The 18,950-nt window shown below is 40.2% G+C and carries 21 protein-coding genes; 16 read left to right on the top strand and 5 right to left on the bottom strand.

The features are described 5' to 3' along the window. The first annotated feature begins 221 nt into the window (after nt 1-221). The 3 genes from CYCME_RS06650 to CYCME_RS13090 all read left to right on the top strand — a co-directional run bounded on the left by CYCME_RS06650 (nt 222) and on the right by CYCME_RS13090 (nt 1,988). On the top strand, nt 222-572 hold the full coding sequence (locus tag CYCME_RS06650; protein ID WP_020932543.1) for a hypothetical protein: 351 nt from the start codon (nt 222-224) through the stop codon (nt 570-572). A 645-nt stretch (nt 573-1,217) separates the two neighbouring features. Continuing rightward, on the top strand, nt 1,218-1,793 hold the full coding sequence (locus CYCME_RS06660) for a hypothetical protein (protein ID WP_020932546.1): 576 nt from the start codon (nt 1,218-1,220) through the stop codon (nt 1,791-1,793). Nucleotides 1,794-1,850: 57 nt separating this feature from the next. After that, nucleotides 1,851-1,988 carry a hypothetical protein gene (locus tag CYCME_RS13090; RefSeq protein ID WP_189244269.1) on the top strand — a complete coding sequence of 46 codons (138 nt, stop codon included), beginning with the start codon at nt 1,851-1,853 and terminating at the stop codon, nt 1,986-1,988. 127 nt (nt 1,989-2,115) lie between these two features. On the opposite strand, the gene CYCME_RS06665 is transcribed toward CYCME_RS13090, so the two are convergent. After that, on the bottom strand, nt 2,116-2,883 hold the full coding sequence (locus CYCME_RS06665; protein ID WP_020932548.1) for a SprT-like domain-containing protein: 768 nt from the start codon (nt 2,881-2,883) through the stop codon (nt 2,116-2,118). 286 nt (nt 2,884-3,169) lie between these two features. Here CYCME_RS06665 and CYCME_RS13150 point away from each other — a divergent pair, with 286 nt between their 5' ends. From CYCME_RS13150 to CYCME_RS06695, 7 genes are all read left to right on the top strand, one after another. Beyond that, the gene (locus tag CYCME_RS13150; RefSeq protein ID WP_020932549.1) at nt 3,170-3,400 is read left to right on the top strand and encodes a hypothetical protein; all 231 of its coding nucleotides are present in this window, start codon (nt 3,170-3,172) and stop codon (nt 3,398-3,400) included. A gap of 137 nt (nt 3,401-3,537) precedes the next feature. Further along, nucleotides 3,538-6,582, top strand: coding sequence for a Tn3 family transposase (locus CYCME_RS06670; protein ID WP_020932550.1), 3,045 nt, complete (start codon nt 3,538-3,540; stop codon nt 6,580-6,582). Between the two features lie 402 nt (nt 6,583-6,984). After that, nucleotides 6,985-7,581 carry a DUF2796 domain-containing protein gene (locus CYCME_RS06675; RefSeq protein WP_020162168.1) on the top strand — a complete coding sequence of 199 codons (597 nt, stop codon included), beginning with the start codon at nt 6,985-6,987 and terminating at the stop codon, nt 7,579-7,581. 9 nt (nt 7,582-7,590) lie between these two features. Further along, a complete protein-coding gene (locus CYCME_RS06680) occupies nt 7,591-8,052 on the top strand; it encodes a Fur family transcriptional regulator (protein ID WP_020932551.1) in 462 nt (153 codons plus the stop codon). A 19-nt stretch (nt 8,053-8,071) separates the two neighbouring features. Further along, nucleotides 8,072-8,500, top strand: a complete 429-nt coding sequence (locus CYCME_RS06685) for a MerC domain-containing protein (protein ID WP_015005958.1) — start codon at nt 8,072-8,074, stop codon at nt 8,498-8,500. Continuing rightward, nucleotides 8,497-8,919 (top strand): phosphoribosyl-AMP cyclohydrolase, encoded by a 423-nt coding sequence (gene hisI / locus CYCME_RS06690; protein ID WP_020932552.1) that lies wholly within the window; start codon nt 8,497-8,499, stop codon nt 8,917-8,919. Before CYCME_RS06685 ends, hisI begins: the two co-directional genes overlap by 4 nt. Continuing rightward, entirely contained in the window at nt 8,909-9,913 is a 1,005-nt protein-coding gene (locus CYCME_RS06695; RefSeq protein ID WP_020932553.1) for a CobW family GTP-binding protein, read from the top strand. Before hisI ends, CYCME_RS06695 begins: the two co-directional genes overlap by 11 nt. Before the next feature lie 11 nt (nt 9,914-9,924). On the opposite strand, the gene CYCME_RS06700 is transcribed toward CYCME_RS06695, so the two are convergent. After that, complete coding sequence (locus CYCME_RS06700; RefSeq protein WP_020162166.1) at nt 9,925-10,536, bottom strand: DUF3299 domain-containing protein; 612 nt, start codon at nt 10,534-10,536, stop codon at nt 9,925-9,927. A gap of 161 nt (nt 10,537-10,697) precedes the next feature. On the opposite strand from CYCME_RS06700, the gene CYCME_RS06705 reads away from it, so the two are divergent. Together CYCME_RS06705 and CYCME_RS06710 are read left to right on the top strand one after the other, a co-directional pair. Beyond that, entirely contained in the window at nt 10,698-11,384 is a 687-nt protein-coding gene (locus CYCME_RS06705; RefSeq protein WP_033422337.1) for an ATP-binding cassette domain-containing protein, read from the top strand. Then, nucleotides 11,378-12,613, top strand: a complete 1,236-nt coding sequence (locus tag CYCME_RS06710; protein ID WP_015005953.1) for an ABC transporter permease — start codon at nt 11,378-11,380, stop codon at nt 12,611-12,613. Before CYCME_RS06705 ends, CYCME_RS06710 begins: the two co-directional genes overlap by 7 nt. A gap of 110 nt (nt 12,614-12,723) precedes the next feature. On the opposite strand, the gene CYCME_RS06715 is transcribed toward CYCME_RS06710, so the two are convergent. From CYCME_RS06715 to CYCME_RS06725, 3 genes are all read right to left on the bottom strand, one after another. Continuing rightward, entirely contained in the window at nt 12,724-14,004 is a 1,281-nt protein-coding gene (locus CYCME_RS06715; protein WP_020932555.1) for a Y-family DNA polymerase, read from the bottom strand. Nucleotides 14,005-14,029: 25 nt separating this feature from the next. Beyond that, nucleotides 14,030-14,626, bottom strand: coding sequence for a LexA family protein (locus CYCME_RS06720; protein WP_020932556.1), 597 nt, complete (start codon nt 14,624-14,626; stop codon nt 14,030-14,032). A gap of 194 nt (nt 14,627-14,820) precedes the next feature. Beyond that, complete coding sequence (locus tag CYCME_RS06725; protein WP_020932557.1) at nt 14,821-15,669, bottom strand: fumarylacetoacetate hydrolase family protein; 849 nt, start codon at nt 15,667-15,669, stop codon at nt 14,821-14,823. Nucleotides 15,670-15,776: 107 nt separating this feature from the next. On the opposite strand from CYCME_RS06725, the gene CYCME_RS06730 reads away from it, so the two are divergent. From CYCME_RS06730 to CYCME_RS06745, 4 genes are all read left to right on the top strand, one after another. After that, the gene (locus CYCME_RS06730; protein ID WP_016390664.1) at nt 15,777-16,187 is read left to right on the top strand and encodes an MAPEG family protein; all 411 of its coding nucleotides are present in this window, start codon (nt 15,777-15,779) and stop codon (nt 16,185-16,187) included. Nucleotides 16,188-16,294: 107 nt separating this feature from the next. Beyond that, nucleotides 16,295-17,140, top strand: a complete 846-nt coding sequence (locus tag CYCME_RS06735; protein WP_020932558.1) for an ABC transporter substrate-binding protein — start codon at nt 16,295-16,297, stop codon at nt 17,138-17,140. A gap of 22 nt (nt 17,141-17,162) precedes the next feature. Further along, nucleotides 17,163-18,164, top strand: a complete 1,002-nt coding sequence (locus CYCME_RS06740; RefSeq protein ID WP_041933026.1) for a FecCD family ABC transporter permease — start codon at nt 17,163-17,165, stop codon at nt 18,162-18,164. Beyond that, on the top strand, nt 18,161-18,943 hold the full coding sequence (locus tag CYCME_RS06745; RefSeq protein ID WP_015005946.1) for an ABC transporter ATP-binding protein: 783 nt from the start codon (nt 18,161-18,163) through the stop codon (nt 18,941-18,943). Before CYCME_RS06740 ends, CYCME_RS06745 begins: the two co-directional genes overlap by 4 nt. Nucleotides 18,944-18,950: the final 7 nt, after the last annotated feature.

An 18,950-nucleotide genomic window follows, 5' to 3' on the forward strand; every position in this document is an offset into this window, starting at 1 on the left:
GCTTGCTCTTGCAAATATAAATAAGAATGATTATTATTCGTATTAGAATAAGTGTTAATCATGCCTAATTTGAAGGAACATTTAACACAATGCTGACACGTAGTGATTTACCTTCGGATATCAATGATATCTTTAGTTGTAGAGCTTTATTCTAAATAAGTAGTAATTTATTTTCAGTGATAGGTTTGAAGTCCTATTCAAATTAATTAAGAGGAAGCCATATGGGCAAATTAACTGTTACCTTAACGTTTTTACTTTTTTCTGCTTTTGCTTCTGCGCATAGCGGTGCCGACCCATTAAAGGAATTAAACAAGAATAAGAATCGACTATCGTCGGTTCAAAGCGAATTTGAACAACTCAACAAGCAGAGTGAACAATTCGAGAGTTTGGAAAAGCAGGCAAGGTACTTGCAAAAAAACATTTTAATTTTACGCCGTCTTATGGTGAAAGATTATCCTCATGTCACAGCCAGTATGAGTAAGTACAAACTAGATTATATGGACGAGATTGATAATGGCCTCGAAGGTTTTAAACAGACATTGGATCAAATGAAAACTGTGATTGAGAATTAAACTTACTCAAGACTGTCGACTAAATTCGGAAAAAAAAGTAAAAACAACCAATTCATACGAGCCCCCCATAAGGCCTAGTTTCGGTTTTTTATTAAAAAACTCCTTTAATTTGGATATAAGAATTTTCTTACTTACTCCCCCCCCCTGATTTTTAGAGGTCATCAAATATTCCTTATTTACACGGTCCTTGACAGGCTTTGATCATAAAGTTAAACTGCCCAAAGTTAAAGGAAATAACACCTTTTATATCAATCGCTTAGCAATTATGCTAGGTTGCAAACAAGCTAAAAATTGAGCAACACTCTACATATTGATGTAAATTGCTCAATTTCAACGTTAATATTTTGAGAGATATGACTAATAATATTTATGGAAGCTTTTTCAGTAGGCTAATTGGCAAAAGTGTCGATTCTCAAGCTAACTTAGAGGAAGTGAATAAGGAAGTTGAATCCATAAAGGATGAAAAACTCCACATACGCGCATACAAGTCGAGCGCAGTTCCTACACGCGGCAACATTTTTAAGTACCGTAAACGGGACGATAAGCTTGATGAAAAAATAGATTCTTACCTTTCTATATAACTACTCAATAAATTAATACAAGAAGCTGGGGCTACCCAGCTTTTTTTTTTAACAATATAAAACTATGAAGGAACTAGAATTATATAAATTTCATGAGGAAACGTTTAAACCTATATATGCAGACTTAATTGCCATCTTAGGAAGTAAACCTGAACAAATCGCTTTTGAGCTTGAGGCCGCTTTATCTCATATTGCTGTTGCGAAGACGAATGATGAGCTTTATGAAAAAAATATTGAAAAAGCTTATGGCCATCTGCAACGAGCATCTTTGGATGCTGTAAAAATCATGTGGCTTGAGTATAGACAAAGGTCCGAAAAAATCATTCTAGACCCAGACATGCGAGCATTTGCATCTAAAGCTTCTGAAAGTGAACTCATTACAAAATTTCAAAAAGCCGAACAAACCGCGAGAAGTGCTAGGAAGAAAGAACTAAACAATACAGGCAATGACCCATCAGCTTCTATCTCTGAATACTATGAAGCCGCTCAGCTCTTTAGTGAAATAATTACATTGATAGATCCTGAAAAGGTAGCGAAGTTAACACGCTTTAAATCAAAATATAAAACTAAAGAAGTTGTTATTTCGTTTTTAGTTGGCGTTGTCAGTAGTGGTGTTGTTTCGTTCCTGCTTGCCAAATAGGACCTAAAAAGGAAGCGCAATTTTATGCGCCATAATGATGATACTAAGGAAGCAAACATGGAAGGAATAGTAGAAAAGGATTTAGAAGTCATCGATGTGTGCTGGCGTGTGAGCATGGGTAAACAATATGCCTTTGTGACCACCGTTCAATTAGACGATAAAGGCGCCCGAATCAGCCCCCCCCTATTGAAGTAAAAAAATGGGTTGAAGTCGACATCACATTGCCTGACACCCTAAGACGAGTCATTAAAATGGGCGGTTCATGGGCAAACATGCCATAAAAAACTATTCAACTTTATATTTCAGGTTTATCGCAAAAGCATTACTCATTGCATTCAAACACCCTATCACAGTCTTCGCAGCGGATATTTAACTGCGCCTTACCGTAAACTTTAGTATCACAACCCGAACAGATATAACGATACCTGGTTTGACGCTTCGCCGCTTCAGGAATCAAAAAATCTGATATGGGTGAATCAGTGGGTTTAACTAACTCCGACAGTGTTGGCGTTGCTTTAACAGGCACAGAAGTTAAGACTTTGTCAGGCTCAGTCCCATTTGAATTGACCATGGGTGCTATTACCGGCTCGAATAGACGTGGCAATGAGCGTCTATCCATCCACTTCAACTGAAACCCTTTTTCATCAGATAGCTGTTGGAAAGTTCGGATAAATGGCCCATCTTCAATAATGTAATCACTCATAAACTGGCCAGTAATTCGTCCACCCGGCTCTCCTGTCGAGGAAGGCATCAACCCAACTTCAATCATTTTTAGAGCCCACTCTTTATTATGGTAATAATCACGGCCGGGATGACCAAAACAGTGCTGCCAGCAATGTGCCATTTCATGGACCAATGTCTGCATCACTTCAATCAGTCTTGAATTGGCAATATACGCTGGATTAATTGCTATTTCGCTGCATTTAGTACCGTTAATATCTCCCCAACGCTCAGGTGCAAAATAGCCCATGACCCCTTTTTTACGTTGTACTGTAAAAATTACGCTCGGTAATTTACCTCCAAATAAAGCTGTATTGAAATGCTCATAGGCATCCAACAGTGATGTATAAAGTTCAGAGGTAGGGTTCATTAATTGCTCAATAATATTGAATTATGTTCGCTGTACAACAATAAATAATACAGGGATTAGCAATTTATTGCATTTTGAAGATAGAGAGGACTGTTACTTAAATAACAAAAAGGAATTAAAAAGACTGTTCTTATAACCATAATCACGAAAACGTGTAGTGTACACTACAAATATTTGCGCTTTTGGTTATATCAAGTGGCTAATACTGTATAAAAAGTTATAGAAACGGTATTACGCGATTAGATATGGCACGATTTCAATAATAACAAATTAAGAGCAAAAGCCTATGCCCAATCTTAAAATTCTTTCTACCACTCGCAGACGTACATTTAAAGATGCACCTAAGCTATCCTCTAATGCACGACACAGCTACTTTTTGATTGACGCTGATACGCGTAAAGCCATCAACATCTTACATACAGATATAAATTGTTTGAAGAGCAGTCAATCGATTGAACTCTTGCCCAAGAAAAGGCCTGGGCTTCAAAACTCGAGCGCAGTTAAAGAACGACCATAGGGGGGGTGTGATGCACTTTAGATTTTAATCCGCGTTACAAAATACAAGATTCATCCAGTATAACGAGTAAACTTTATGATTTAGACAATGATTGCGTACTTCAAGTTAACGCAGTCTGATAAATAGCGACTATAACAATGACAACAACTCAAATCATTCCCTATTCTATTAGCAGTAGATTTCAACGCCCTCCCAAATTTACAGCAGAAGAAAGGCGCGCATTCTTTTTTATCACTCCAGCAATACGCAAGGTCTTACCGAGGAAATCAGCTATTCACAAAGTTGGGTTTGTTCTTCAATTGGGTTATTTTTCAGCCACAAGACAGTTTTATAGTACCGAACATGTACGTAATAAAGATAAAGGTTTTATAGAAAAAATGTTGGGAATTAAAACTCCTGTCGATTTATCGTCATACACCCAATCAATTCAGAAGCAACACCGAGCTAAGATTAGAACGTTATTTAACTGGCATATTGCTACACCTGAAGATAGGTTAGCACTGCAAGATCACGCATTTAATTTCGCTAATAAGCGCATGCCTGCTGAGCAACAATTCTTTCAGTTAGTCAGTATATGCTGGAAACGTCAATTTGATATTCCGAATTTTAAAACACTTCAAAACTACATAAACGAAGGTTATCTAAAGTTTGAATCAAGGCTTATTGCCTCTTTCTCGACACATTTTGATGATAATCAACAACAACTGGTTAGTAATATCTGTCAAACCGCTGATGATGCCAAGATATTACTGAATAAAAAATATGACCACTCAGATAGCACTCGACACTTTTGGAAAAATATAAGTCTGCTTGAAAATTATCGAGCCTATCATGCTGCGGTATTACCTACCCTGTCAAAATTAAATCTTTATGATGAGTCGTTCAGGTTTTTCGCTAAATGGATAAAAGAAGCTACCTTGAGACAAATTTTGTCCATGCATAAAAAAGGCAATGCATCACTGAGGGTACTCTGTTTTATACGTGAGGAATATTATCAACGCAATGATTACGCCTGTTACTCCTTCATTAAAGAAATTAAAAGCTGTATTACGAGGGGAAAAAGAAGCCAAAAAATTGAGAACGAGGAGCAAGAAGAAGCGTTTGCTGAACAAGCAATAACCGTTATTGACTACGCAAAAACAGCAGACGCAATTATAAAGCTTGTTTATAAGGTGCAAAAAAACCCTTCAGTGAGTTTTGCTGAAAAACATACTCAAACATTAGATCACATAGATCGTTATTTGGAAGCCATAAACCCTGAAATAATGACTACAACAGACCGGCTAAATAATAAATTAACAGGCAATACGGCATCTATAAATTACTATTTATCCTTAGAAAAGGATGCAGAAAAAGTATTAAGAAAATATCGATCAATGTTAAAGGTTATTGAGTTTGACGAAAAGTACTCGGATAACAACATCATCCAGGCAATTAAACATTACAACCAATCAAATGGTAAATATACCGAAGACCTACCCCTCTACTTCTTGAAGAAAAGTGAAAAAACACAGCTATTTGAAAATAATATAAAAAACATGAAGCTATATAACATGTTGTTTATGGTTGAAGTGTGTGAAGCGCTAAGGTCTAGGAGATTATGCTTAAAATATTCATTTAATCACTTACCAGAAGAGCATTATGGTATTACTAGAAGTGAGTTCGAGGAAGACGAAGATCATATCCTAGAGCTGGCAAACTTAGAAGGCTTTAAAGATATAGGCGGCATACTTAAAAAGAAAAGGGAAGCTGTGGATGCTGCGTTCAAAAATGTTAATGAGGGTTTAATTAATGGTGAAAACCCTCACCTTAAATTTACGAAGAAAGGTTACTGGCATATTAATACGCCTAAAACTGATTATGATATCACCAAAGTAATTCCCGGTTTACTTGGCGATAATGGATCAGTAACTTTGAGTAAAGTCATACGCGAAGTAGATGAATTTATAGGTTTCTCTGAACTTTTTAAGCATTCTCATATTGTAGGCAGCAAGAAAAAAGTACCTAGTGAGTTAATGTATGCTGTCATTGTCAGCCTAGGTTGCAATATCAGCTTTCGCCAAATGGCGAATGCATGTGGGTCATCAATTACTGAAAGTAAGCTTCAGCATGCAAATGACTGGCTATTCTCTAAGGAATGCATAAAAAATGCAAACAACCTAATAGTAGAAGAAATTAATTCTTTATCATTACCAAATATTTTCAAATTAAATCCTGATACCGACCATGCCAGCAGTGATGGAGCTAAGATCACTGTTGCCGTCAATTCGATTTTAGCCAATTTTTCATTCAAGTATTACGGTAAAGAATCTGGAGTTGTCGCAAATTCTTTTATCAATGAAAAATCTGCTTTTTTTCATGCAAATATTCAAAGCTCGACAGATCGAGAAGCTCTATATATGCTCGATGCATATTCTGGTAACTCAGTTGTTAAAAGCAACAACCCTAGCCACTCCGGTGATTCTCATGTTTACACTGATGCAATATTTGGCGCAACTGATATGTTCAAGATCTCTTTAGCACCTAGAATTGCAAATGCAGGTAGACAAGTCCTAAGAGGTTTTAGCCGCTCGCAAGTCAAAAAAAGAAACAGTCATGAAATTGCTCCTACGGGTGTTATAAATACAAAACTTATAAAACGTAATTGGAAGGAAATGTTAAGAACTATTGCGTCGATAAGTCTTGGACGCGCATCTGCATCAGAGACTTTTGATAGGCTGGCAAGAAGTGAAAAGCAAAATGAGCTTTATCGTGCTTTTAAAGAATATGGACGAATCAACAAAACAATCTTCCTGCTAGAGTACTTTGATAATATCGAATTAAGACAAAGAATTGAAAAAATGCTTTCGCTCGTTGAGCTGGGACAGAAGCTATTTAGAGCTGTTTTTCATGGTAGACAAGGCAAGCTTTATCAGTCTGAGCCGGAAGATATGGAAAGAGTTATTTTATGTACAACACTTATCAGGAACATCATCATTTGTTGGAATTATATAGTGCTATCGGACATTATTATTGATGCCCCACCCAATGAGCAACGCTTTTTAATTGAATCTATTAGCAAAGGATCCGTGCTCTCTTGGGCTCACATCAATATGTTTGGTGAATTTGATTACTCAAGTCGTTACAAATCGAGCATAAAAGCAGATATTAATACAATACGTAAATTTAAGGTTCCCACTTAAAAAGGATATTGTTTTTTCTGCTTTTAAAGTGCCGAAATAAAAATAAATATTTCGTTTAAACAGTAACTTAGATCTTATTCTTAACTGTTTAGAGTAAATATCCTAACTTACCCAATGTGTGAATTAGCGAGGTTATTTATTATCTGCTCGGCCAAGGTACAGGCTTAAGACAAAGTTATGTCGAAACCCTTTGGTCACGTTTTGATTTTTGGCTTAAACGTGTAGCCTTTACGATATAAATGTTATGTTGTATCATAACTTTCATCGCATGGGATGCATGCTATCTCAATGATGTAATCGATACTAATAATATCAGGTATCTCGATATCTAAAGCGATATACCGCTTAACCATTCTGGCAGATTGAAGATTAAAAAAAACTATTACCTAGAGGGTCACTAGAATGAAGAACACATTACTTAAGTTCGTTAGCTTTAATCTAGTTTTCCTAAGCGCTGCAATACAGGCTGAGGAAGCAAGGACGAACTTAGATGCACATGTTCATGGCGTATCTGAGCTAATGGTAGTGGCCGAAGAGAATGCGCTTGAAATTCAATTTAAATCACCCGCTATGAACCTCGTTGGTTTTGAGCATCAGGCGAAATCATCAAAAGACCTTAAGGCGGTTGATAAAGCTGCTTCAACGCTTCGTCAACCTGAGGCTCTTTTCTTAATGTCTGATGCCCATTGCAAGCTGATTAATATGTCTGTCGACCTATCCAAAATTATCGACATAGACCATCAGGATAATGATCATGACAGAAGTTCAAGTAACCATAAGCATGAACATAACGATAATGGGAAGCATCATGATGAGAACCACAGTGAAATAATGGTCACCTATAAATACCACTGTCAGGACAGCACTTCCCTGCCCTCAATAACCGTGAATTTATTTGAGTTTTTTACGGGTATTGAAGAAATAAATACCATGTGGATTAATCAAACAGGGCAAGGTGGGATAACACTCCGACACAATAACCGTACTATTAACTTTTAGGCCACATTTATGGATAACACAGATAGCATCCTTCAATCTGCAGAACGTCATTGCAAAGATCACGGCACCCGATTGACGGAAAAAAGAAAGCTAGTTTTAACGGGGCTTATACAGTCTGAGATGGCTCTTTCCGCTTATGAATTAATCGCTGAGGTAAAGAAACAATACAATCAAGACCTTGCCGCCATGTCGGTTTATCGTATTTTAGATTTTCTAGAAAGTGAAAAACTGGTTCATAAGCTCAAATTAGCAAATAAGTACATCGCTTGCGAGCATATTAGCTGCGACCATGCTCATGGTGTGTCGCAATTTTTGATTTGCGGGCAATGTAATAAAGTTAAAGAAATCAACATTAAGCCAGCTACTATGGCGGAACTTCAAACGACCGTTGACAAAGCCGGATTCAAGCTTATAAGCCCCCAATTTGAAATGAACTGCATTTGTGCTGATTGTTTAGCACATACAGCCTAACAACCTAGGAAACTATTTAATGAAAACAACACAAGTGATGACAGACAAACTAGCGATTGGTTTATCATTATTATGCACCTTCCATTGCTTAGCCCTACCGATTTTATTGGTTTTACTACCCAGTATGGCGGCACTGGGATTAGATAATGAGAACTTCCATCTATGGATGGTTGTGGCTGTCATTCCAAGCAGTCTTTACGCTTTAACCTTGGGCTGCAAACAGCACAAACGCTATCAACTGTTCTATTTAGGCGCAATTGGAGTGGCGCTACTCATCTTGGCCTTAGCTTTAGGAGAAGAGCGAATTGGTGAGTCAGGTGAAAAGACACTGACAGTTTTAGGCGCCTGCTTCGTTGCCATTGGCCATTGGTTTAATTACCGCCTTTGTAATGCACTAGACCATGAAAACTGCGCCTGCCCTAACGATAAAGATTCTGGTGTAAATTGAAACGCGACTACTTTATCGCCTTAGAGCAAAAAAGTAACAACAGTTTATTAGCATTACCTGAAGTTATAGAGCAACTTGCTTTTAACGAGCAAGGTTTAATTCCTGTTATTACTCAAGATGCAAACACCCAGTCGGTATTAATGTTCGCCTGGATGAATAAAGAGGCACTTGCACAGACAATTGCAACTCAGCGCATGACCTACTGGTCGAGAAGCCGTCAGCAGCTTTGGATTAAAGGTGAAACCAGTGGTAGCTGGCAAAAATTGCTAGCCATGTCGCTCGATTGTGATGGCGATGTTATTCTTTGTGAAGTCGAGCAACAAGGAGCTGCTTGCCATACCGGCCGCAAATCGTGTTTTTATTTACACGTTGATGTTGATAATCAGCACGTTAGGATCACTGACAGCAATGAGCTTTGAAAGCGGTAACATTCAAGCCGTTCCCACCAACATCATTACAGGCTTTTTAGGTGTTGGAAAAACCTCTGCAATTTTGCATTTACTTAAATGCAAACCAAACGATGAACGCTGGGCGGTATTAATCAATGAATTTGGAGAAATTGGTGTCGACGGCAGTGTTGTAGCCGGTCAACATTCAACCGACGAGGGGATTTTCATTCGTGAAGTACCCGGAGGCTGCATGTGTTGTGCTGCCGGCTTACCTATGCAAACTGCCTTAAACCAACTCTTAGCGAAAGCTAAACCAGATCATTTACTGATTGAACCCACCGGGCTCGGACACCCTAAAGAAGTATTGCAGGCGCTTTCTATGGAGTATTATCAGGAGGTCTTGTGCTTGCAGAAAACTATTACCTTGGTGGATGCAAGAAACTTGTCTGACTCACGCTATACCCAGCATGAAACGTTTAACCAGCAAATTGCAATTGCCGATACCGTTGTTGGAAATAAGTTGGACTTATATCAAGACACTGATAAGGCCAACTTAATTGCTTACGTGAAACAACGAGGACAGACCAACACACGTGTTATTTTTATCCAGCATGGGGAAATACCCTTTTCAGCATTACAGGGCTCAACCTCCAGTTCATACCAAGCGTCCCTTCCCCATCATCACGCATCGGGTTCAAAACCACTTGTTTCAGAGGCTGACATACCGGCTTGCGGATTCTTAAAGGCCATCAATGAGGGTGAAGGATATAAAAGTATCGGCTGGCGCTTTTCTCCTCATAAGGTTTTTCAGTGCGAAAAATTACTGGTATTTTTAACCGGCTTGCAAGTCGAACGAATGAAGGCCGTTTTTATAACTGAGGCTGGTTTTTTTGCTTATAACCTTGCTAACGATACGTTAACAGAGATTGGACTGGACGAGTGCTTGGAAAGCCGTATTGAAATTATTTCTGACCGCCTCGATGACGCCTTAGAACCGCAGCTAATGGCTTGTATCGCCGATTGATTTTTAATGGTTTATTCTGAGTAAAGCTCAAATGATTGCATCTGCATGCTGTAAGCGGCTGTTGCCACCTCATTTTCAACAAGCGATGTTTTTACAATACCCGATACCCAGAAAGGGTCATACAAAGCCTCTACTTTTAAGCCTTTTGGGTAGTTTACAAAAATAATTTGATTAGGTGGTGGTGGCGGCACATGAATGCAGGCACCAAAAAAAGGTACTAGAAAAAACTGAGTGATGGTTTGTTCATCATCAAATTCCAAGGGCACAATAAAGCCTGGAATACGAATCGCTTGCCCATCCATTTCCTGAACAATCCGTGTTGAAGAGAGTGCCTGTTGATAGGGATCATCGCTGGCAGCAGCAAGGGCATTAGCAACCTGGCTACTAATCTGATCTTCAAATGAACCATCTTCAATATCATTTATGTAGCTAGGCGGATTAAGAAGTATTTCTAAGTCTTCTTTCGGCATCAACTTCGTCCATTCAATGGTTTTGAAGCTCGATTCTGACAGTGTTGCCTGTTCAGGCTTATCAGTTATTAACGGTTGCTTAGTTGGCGACTCTACTACTTCTGGCCTCAATACTGGATCTATTGCTTCGTTAACAACCTCACTATCTGGCATCTCACATGCTAAGAGCGTCAATGTGGCGAATATAAAAAACGTTACGTTTAATAGTTTAGGCATTATGTTAAGCACTCAAAAATTTTAAAAATTGATTTCATTCTACAATGTTACATTATATCATTTATAGCACTTTAATTGATGCATTGTTGAGGCGTTTAATGGCCATTGAGCTCACCAATATCCGCTTTCACTACCCGGCACAGCCTGAGCAGAATATATTAAATATTCCCCATTGGTCTTTAGCTAGCGAAGAGCGGATATTTTTACACGGCCCTTCAGGTAGTGGCAAATCAACTTTACTGAGCCTGTTGAGTGGTTTACTTCCGCCGAGCGATGGACAGTTGAACGTTCTTGGCCAACCTTTAGATAAAATGAGCGGCCGACAGCGTGATCGCTTCCGTGCTGCGCATATCGGTTATGTATTCCAGCAGTTTAATTTGGTTCCCTACCTCAGTCCAGTCGACAATATCTTGTTGGCGACTCGGTTTGCAAAACGACAGTCCTCAATCGACCTAAACGAAGAAACTCAAGAGCTATTAAATGCATTGCACATCGCCAAGAAAGAATGGTACCGCCCTACCCGCGAGCTAAGTATTGGGCAACAGCAACGCGTTGCCATTGCCCGCGCTTTGATCAACAAACCGCGTTTACTGATGGCTGATGAACCTACCTCTTCGCTAGACATGAAAAATAGAGACGCCTTTATGGACTTGTTAATGACGATAGTGGCTGATAACAACATGACATTACTGTTCGTCAGCCATGACCTTAGCTTATCCAGTTATTTTGAGAATGTTGAATCTTTGCATGATATCAATCAATTAGGGGGTTCAGCCTCATGCTAGCCAAACTGGCCCTGCAAAGCTTACTCGACCGTAAAGGCTCAGTTATGCTCTCATTGATGGCGATGACAGTGAGTATTTTTGTGTTACTTGGTGTCGAGCAAATTCGTCAACAAACTAAAGAGAATTTCTCTAATACCGTGTCCGGTGTTGACCTGATTGTTGGTGCTAGAACAGGCAGTCTCAACTTACTGTTATATTCTGTTTTTAGAATCGGCTCGCCGACCAACAATATCCGTATGGAAACCTACGACAATATTGCCAGCAATGAAAAAGTGAAATGGGCGATCCCGATGTCTCTCGGTGATTCACACAAAGGCTATCGTGTGCTGGGCACCTCGACAGACTATTTTCGCTATTTCAGCTATGGCAAACAGCATCGTTTAGCATTTACTCAAGGACAGGCATTTGGTCAGTTGTTTGATGTCGTATTGGGTTCCAATGTCGCACAACAACTCGGTTATCAATTGGGTGATAAAATCACCTTGGCTCATGGTCTTGCCGCCACTAGTTTTAGTATGCACGATGATCGACCCTTTACCGTGGTTGGGATTTTAGCAGCTACCGGAACGCCGGTTGATCAAACCTTGCATGTTAGCTTGCAAGGTATTGAAGCCATTCATACCGATTGGCAACAAGGCGTGAAAACACATAACAATACACTCACTCAAGCAGAACTAGAACAAACCAATTTAAAACCCAAAAGCCTTAATGCTTTTATGCTGGGTCTTAAATCAAAAATGACCACATTCCAGTTTCAAAGGATGATCAATCAATACAAACAAGAACCTTTACTGGCTATTTTGCCAGGGGTTGCTTTATCAGAACTCTGGCAAATGATGAGTGTTTTAGAAAATACGCTACTGTTAGTCTCTGCATTGGTTTTTATTGCTGCCTGCTTGGGGGTTAGCGCAATGCTACTGGCATCGATTCGCGAGCGCAGCCGTGAAATCCACTTACTGCGTGTTATTGGCGCACCGCCCTATATTTTGTTTTTACTCATTGAGCTAGAAGCCCTACTGATTACACTGCTAAGTTGTGTTTTAGCAATCGCTCTTTTGGCTCTTTGCCTATTTTTCTTACAGGATTATTTAATATCGCATTTCGGGCTACCTATTCAATTAAATTTATTGACCGAAAATAGCCTGTATTTGATGGCTGCGTTAATCATTACGTCCATTTTTGCCGCCATCATTCCTGCGTTGAGCAGTTACCGAAAAGCTAGAGGATAGCTGGTCTAATTGGTAAGCAAAACAAATCCGGTAGAGAGTAGTAGCTAAATAATAATAAATTAGGTTTCTTATTAATTGCAACTTATTGAAATATAGATGCTTTATAGAATCTATTTAACCCGCGCTATTTCTTTCCAGTTTGTTGTATAAAGGCTAGACCTATTAATGGGAACTGACTGCTGTAATGACTTATTACCTGCTGCAGCAAAACGAAGGCTGTTATTAAATCGTGAATTAATGGCATCCATCGTTTTCATCAGAGTTACGCTTTTTTCATTGCCTGTCGACTGACTGTTAAATATATCCTGCTGATGGATCACACTGCTTTGAGCCAGCTGTATATCTCCTAACGTTACACCCGCTTTTTGATATTGATAGCCTGGGAGAAAAATACCCGCTAATAGTTTTTTGGCGATTTTAATTAAATCCCGACTATCTTGTGTGCCCGATTTTAATTTATAAGTCGCTTTTTCAGAATAAAACGGTTTTTTATCAAATGGGCTGGTACGAATAAAAACACTCACTTGCAGCGTAACACCTTTCTGGGCTCTTAGTTTTTCAGCTGCTTTAAGACAAAAAACACTCAATACTTGTTCAAGTTCTTGCCGATCAGTCACTTTATCTTTAAAGCTTCTAGAGCAAATAATTTGTTGCTTTGGTTTTTGCTCTTCATTAAAAGACATAACTGGAGTCCCTTGCAATTCTTGCACTGTTTGAGCCAAGGTAATATTAAAGTGCTTTTTTATTGAATTGATGGGTTGAGATTGCAAATCCCATACAGTTTCAATACCCAACGTATTAAGCTTTTCGTTTAATCGGCGGCCAACGCCCCACACTTCGCCAACCGGCGTTATTTGCATTATTTTCTGGCGCCTAATGGGTTCGTTAATATCTACTACCCCACCGCTACTTGGCCATTTCTTTGCCGCATAATTTGCCAGTTTAGCCAGCGTTTTTGTTGGGCCTATCCCTACCCCAACCGGTATACCAACCCAGCGTGCTAGGCTGTTTTTTATTTCTAGGCCTAAGTCAGTTGCGTTAACGTTATGTCGCTCCAAATCGATAAAAGCCTCATCTATCGAGTAAACATCTACCGAGGGCGAAAAAGCAGTCAGGCTATGCATGATGCGCGCGGATAAATCTGCATACAAAGGGTAATTAGAAGAAAACAGTTGTATATCGTGCTGTCTAACCAGCTGCCTGACTTGGTGGACAGGGACGGCCATTTTTATGCCTAAGTCTTTAACCTCTTGGCTACGAGAAACAATGCAACCATCATTATTACTGAGCACAGCCACTGGTTTATTCAATAAGTCAGGGCGAAATAATCGTTCACAACTGACGTAGAAATTATTGCAATCAACCAGTGCAATGTTTGCGGGGTATTTCACGGTAAGTTAGCGTTTTTATAGGTTTTTATACATTGTGGATAACGCTCGTTACCACACCCCAAATAACCATGTCCACTTCCTCTTTTATGGGTATATCCGGGTAATCTGGGTTCTCGGGAGCAAGCACCAATTTACCTTCTTTTGAGCGCAGCCGTTTAACAGTTAACTCGCCATCTAGAGCACAAACAACTATTTTACCCACGCCCGCATGAACGGATCGATCAACCACAAGGATATCATCGGGGTGAATACCAGCGCCCAGCATAGACTCCCCTTCTGCTCTAACAAAAAAAGTAGCCGCAGGCTTGTTAATAAGGAGTTCATTCAGGTCAAGTCTTTTTTCTATGTAATCATCGGCCGGTGACGGGAAACCAGCGGCAACACTGACACCATAGAGTGGGATAGATGGTACGGGGCTATCTAAATCGGGTAAAAAAATATTAGGAAAAGGTATTTTTTCAGCGTTAATTTTTTGCTTTTTGTGTTCCAGTAATTCGCTAACAGTCGCCATAAGGCTTTCTGGTATTCTAACGGCCTTGGTAGGTTCGCCATAGCTTGAAGAGCCTTTTTTGCGACCTGCTCCAGCACGCGCTCCTCCATGTTTTGTTACTTTTTCGATCATGATAAAACTCTTTTCTATAAGACACTTGAATAGTGTACGTAAATCAAGTTGGAATGAAAAGGGCTTTTAAAAGTTATCCACTAAAACTGTGGATAACTTTGTGAAGAAGTATCGTAAAGCGAAAAAAAGGTAGTGCTGGCGACTACTTATAAAAACTGGTCTAATTTTGACCAGCCATAATATTTTGCTAGTTTCTAAGCGCTATAATCAACAACGTTATGCTGTTGAGTACCGAGTCCTTCGACTTCGGCAACCACTTTGTCGCCTGCTTTAAGAAACTGTGGTGGGTTCATACCAAGCCCTACTCCTTCTGGCGTGCCGGTAAAAATTAAATCACCCGGTTGAAGGCTCATAAACTCATTAATATAACTCACCAATTTCTTAACCGAATGTATCATCGTATCGGTATTGCTGGCCTGCATCCGTTTACCATTAACATCTAAGCTCACAGCGCATGATTGGTACTGTTTAAACTCATCCAAGGTCACAAAATATGGCCCAATAGGTGCAAAGGTATCTGCACTTTTACCTTTAAGCCACTGGCCACTTCGACTTTTTTGAAAATATCGCTCAGATACATCAATGCCCGTACAGAAACCAGCAATATGCGCTTCTGCATCGTCTTCTGAAATATACCGAGCTGGCTTACCAATAATAACGACAAGCTCTATCTCCCAGTCCACTTGTGTCGCGCCTTTAGGTCGTTCAATAAGATCAAAGGGGCCGCTTAAAGCACTAACTGCTTTGGTAAATAGCACCGGCTCGTCTTGCTGCTTGCCCCCTGTTTCTTTAATGTGCTCATCATAATTTAAACCAACAGCAATGATCTTGCCTGGGTTTAATAACGGCGCAGCAATGCGGTCAGGCTTTTCTATAATGGGCAGACTATCAACATCGAGGTTTTTCAGTGCCTGTAAACCATCGTTGGCTAAAAAATCAGATGAAATAACATCACACACACCCTCTAAAGAGCGAATTCTATTGTTACTGTCTAATAGGCAAGGAATTTCATGACCGAGTAAACCAACATTGAGTAATTTCATAGAGGAGCCTTTTCATTAAGGGTTAATTAAATACTCTGATACTATATCTGAATCACTATGTTGGTGAACAGTGATACAAACTAATAATAAGTTTAGGAGATATAAATATGAGTAATGCAGTTGTAGCCCTAGGCGGGTTCGCGTTTTGGACCTTAATTCTTGTTTTATCGATAGCCACATTTCGTGCGGTTAGTGACCTTGTTCTTAAGCGCGGTATTCCTATAAACGGCTTTAAACCGGATGGCTCAGATGTACCCGGATTTGGTCAACGATTAACCCGTGCACACTTAAACAGCCTTGAACTGCTACCGGTTTTTGCTGCCGTCGTATTAACGGCCTCTTTGGCGGGTCAAATGGCTTTATTGGAACCAACCGTTATGTACATTCTGTATGCTAGAGTGGCTCAATCTATCGTACATCTGATTTCTACTTCAGCTATTGCTGTGCTGATTCGCGGTATCTTCTTTGTTGTTCAAGTTGCATTATTAATCTCTTATATCTGGCAGATTGTTATGTAAGAAAGGTTACATTTTTTAGTGAGTCAACAAAAAGGCTAAACCTTATCTTCAGGTTTAGCCTTTTTTATATCCCTTGTTTTTTGTTAAATAGCCGTATAATTACTGGCATGCAATTGAAACAAACACAGCGACTCATCGCCTTTTTTATCAGCTTATTGATCAGCGCTAATGTACTAGCAAAACCTCAGCGAATTGTTTCGTTAAACCTATGTGCCGATCAGCTATTAATGGCACTATTACCGCCCGAGCGGTTAATTGCTATTACGCCATTAGCAGCGAACCCAGAAGCCTCTTATTTATACCAAAAAGCGGCTCAATATCATCAACATAGTAGCCGTATTGAAGAGATTATGGCACTTAAGCCAGACTTAATTGTTGCTGGTGAATTTACCGCCCAACCAACTAACCAGCTACTTGAAGAGTTAGGTTATAAGGTGATCAAGTTAGGCTTACCTATTAACAGTGACGGCATTTTTCAGCAAGTGCGCTTTTTAGGTCAGCAAATTGGCGAACCTGCTCGTGCCGAGGCGCTTGTTCTGGCTATGCGCAAACAGTTAGCTAACATCATTGCGGCACAAGATAACAGATCTCAACGAGCAGCTGTTTACTATGCCAATGGCTTTACCGCAGGCCAGCAGACTATCGTCAATGAAATTTTAACAATGGCGGGGCTAAGAAATATTGCTGCGGAGTTGAATTTAGATTATGTTGCCCCGCTATCGCTAGAATCTCTACTGGCATCAAAGCCAGACATTCTTCTATTAGGACGCTCCAATAACAACACCAACAGCTTAGCGCACCAAATTTTGCAGCACCAGGCCATCCATCGGTATGCAGCGCTCAAACAGGTAAAAAGAATAACCATTCCTGATAGATATTGGAGTTGTGCAGGACCGTCTAGTTTCGCTGCAGCGAGTTACCTACAGCAGCAATTATTAGCGCAACCCCTTTAATACACCCATGCAAACTCGCTTAATGACTAACCATAACGAAACCCGTTTAACAGCAATCTTATCAATGGGCCTGTTAGTGTTAATGGCATTTTCATTAATAATAGGTGAATTAAATATAAGTATTATCAATAGCTTAAAAAGCATTCTTAATAACAATTCCACATTAGAGTCTATTGTATTTGAAGAAATTCGTTTACCCCGCACCCTACTCGCTGTGCTGATTGGCGCGTCATTAGGTTTATCCGGCGCGGCCTTACAAGGCATGGTTAGAAATCCATTAGCCGAACCCGGTGTTATCGGTGTATCAAGCAGTGCCGCCTTGGGCGCAGTGATTGTTTTTTACTTTGGCTTAAGCGCTGTTTTCCCAATGGCATTACCGCTCGGGGGGATAGCCGGTGCTTTATTAGCGGTTGTTTTTCTGTACTTATTAACCGGTAAAAATAGCAGCATGCTCACCCTAATATTGGCGGGCGTCGCTGTTAGTAGCCTTGCAGCGGCCTTAACAGCGTTAGCGCTCAACTTATCGCCTAATCCTTATGCTTCTCTTGAAATATTTTTCTGGTTAATGGGCTCCTTAGCCGAGAGAAGCTTTACACACGTTTGGTTAATTTTGCTGCCAACCCTATTAGGCTGGTGGTTAATGTTAAAAGGACGGCGCGATTTAGATGTACTCTCACTCGGTGAAGACACCGCCCAATCCTTGGGTGTTAACTTGGCAAAGCTTAATCGACGTATTATTTTAGGCGTTGCCTTAGCAGTTGGTTCTGCGGTATCGGTAAGCGGTGGTATTGGCTTTGTAGGCTTAGTAGTCCCCCACTTACTGCGGCCATATGTGGGCTACCAACCCGGGCGGCTATTAATATGCAGCGCACTGGGTGGTGCTATATTACTATTAGCAGCCGATATGCTTGTTCGTTTAATACCGACGCAACAAGAACTTAAAATTGGCGTATTAACCGCCTTATTAGGCGCCCCTTTCTTTTTACATTTAATTTTAAAATCCAGACGAGAGTGGCTGTCATGAGTTTAGTGGCATCAAACATAGCTGTTAGTTTATCCGGCCACAGCATATTAAAAAATATGAGTATTCAGTTTCCAGCAGGAAAACTCACTGGATTAATTGGCCCTAATGGAGCCGGTAAATCCACGCTGATGCGTGCCTTAGCTGGTTTACTGCCGATTGAATCGGGTGTAATACGTTTGGCAGGCAAAGACATTCACGCCTTGCAAGCGCTTGAATTAGCGAAAGAAATAACCTATTTGCCGCAACTCGGCGAATGCCATTGGCCGTTAACCGTTGAACGGGTCGTTATGTTAGGCAGGCACCCGCATAATGATGGCCATCATGCAGACAATTTGAGTTTACAGGCAGTAGAAAAAGCTATTAAAGAAGTGGATATAGAACACCTAATCGGCCGCTCGGTTAATGAGCTATCTGGCGGTGAGCGAGCACGGGTTATGTTAGCCCGAGCGCTGGCCACAGAGAGCCCTATTTTACTAGCAGATGAGCCGATCGTATCGCTCGACCCACGGCATCAAATTGAGGTAATGGCGTTATTGCAAACGCTGGCGAAAAAAGGAAAAACAGTCATTATTGTTTTACATGAACTGCACTTAGCGATGAGGTATTGTGAGAATCTTGTTTTACTGAATAACGGGATAAAAACATCTGAAGGTATCGCCAACGAAGTACTAACGACTGAAAACATGCAGGCTGTTTATGGTGTTGATGCAATTTTTGGCGAGCACCAAGGGAGCCAATGGGTTTTACCTTGGCAGCATAAAAAAAGGGAGAAGGCATAGGCCCTCC

This window comes from Cycloclasticus zancles 78-ME, from assembly GCF_000442595.1.
In the GTDB taxonomy this organism is placed as follows: Bacteria; Pseudomonadota; Gammaproteobacteria; order Methylococcales; family Cycloclasticaceae; genus Cycloclasticus; species Cycloclasticus pugetii.

Excerpts from the sequence above, each read along its gene's own strand:
- CYCME_RS06745 (WP_015005946.1), top strand. The coding sequence starts at position 18,161 with ATGAGTTTAGTGGCATCAAACATAGCTGTTAGTTTATCCGGCCACAGC.
- CYCME_RS06660 (WP_020932546.1), top strand. The coding sequence starts at position 1,218 with ATGAAGGAACTAGAATTATATAAATTTCATGAGGAAACGTTTAAACCT.
- CYCME_RS13150 (WP_020932549.1), top strand. The coding sequence starts at position 3,170 with ATGCCCAATCTTAAAATTCTTTCTACCACTCGCAGACGTACATTTAAA.
- CYCME_RS13090 (WP_189244269.1), top strand. The coding sequence starts at position 1,851 with ATGGAAGGAATAGTAGAAAAGGATTTAGAAGTCATCGATGTGTGCTGG.
- CYCME_RS06705 (WP_033422337.1), top strand. The coding sequence starts at position 10,698 with ATGGCCATTGAGCTCACCAATATCCGCTTTCACTACCCGGCACAGCCT.
- CYCME_RS06680 (WP_020932551.1), top strand. The coding sequence starts at position 7,591 with ATGGATAACACAGATAGCATCCTTCAATCTGCAGAACGTCATTGCAAA.
- CYCME_RS06650 (WP_020932543.1), top strand. The coding sequence starts at position 222 with ATGGGCAAATTAACTGTTACCTTAACGTTTTTACTTTTTTCTGCTTTT.
- CYCME_RS06720 (WP_020932556.1), bottom strand. The coding sequence starts at position 14,626 with ATGATCGAAAAAGTAACAAAACATGGAGGAGCGCGTGCTGGAGCAGGT.
- CYCME_RS06725 (WP_020932557.1), bottom strand. The coding sequence starts at position 15,669 with ATGAAATTACTCAATGTTGGTTTACTCGGTCATGAAATTCCTTGCCTA.
- CYCME_RS06710 (WP_015005953.1), top strand. The coding sequence starts at position 11,378 with ATGCTAGCCAAACTGGCCCTGCAAAGCTTACTCGACCGTAAAGGCTCA.
- CYCME_RS06740 (WP_041933026.1), top strand. The coding sequence starts at position 17,163 with ATGACTAACCATAACGAAACCCGTTTAACAGCAATCTTATCAATGGGC.
- CYCME_RS06700 (WP_020162166.1), bottom strand. The coding sequence starts at position 10,536 with ATGCCAGATAGTGAGGTTGTTAACGAAGCAATAGATCCAGTATTGAGG.
- CYCME_RS06695 (WP_020932553.1), top strand. The coding sequence starts at position 8,909 with ATGAGCTTTGAAAGCGGTAACATTCAAGCCGTTCCCACCAACATCATT.
- CYCME_RS06665 (WP_020932548.1), bottom strand. The coding sequence starts at position 2,883 with ATGAACCCTACCTCTGAACTTTATACATCACTGTTGGATGCCTATGAG.
- CYCME_RS06670 (WP_020932550.1), top strand. The coding sequence starts at position 3,538 with ATGACAACAACTCAAATCATTCCCTATTCTATTAGCAGTAGATTTCAA.
- CYCME_RS06735 (WP_020932558.1), top strand. The coding sequence starts at position 16,295 with ATGCAATTGAAACAAACACAGCGACTCATCGCCTTTTTTATCAGCTTA.
- CYCME_RS06685 (WP_015005958.1), top strand. The coding sequence starts at position 8,072 with ATGAAAACAACACAAGTGATGACAGACAAACTAGCGATTGGTTTATCA.
- CYCME_RS06730 (WP_016390664.1), top strand. The coding sequence starts at position 15,777 with ATGAGTAATGCAGTTGTAGCCCTAGGCGGGTTCGCGTTTTGGACCTTA.
- CYCME_RS06675 (WP_020162168.1), top strand. The coding sequence starts at position 6,985 with ATGAAGAACACATTACTTAAGTTCGTTAGCTTTAATCTAGTTTTCCTA.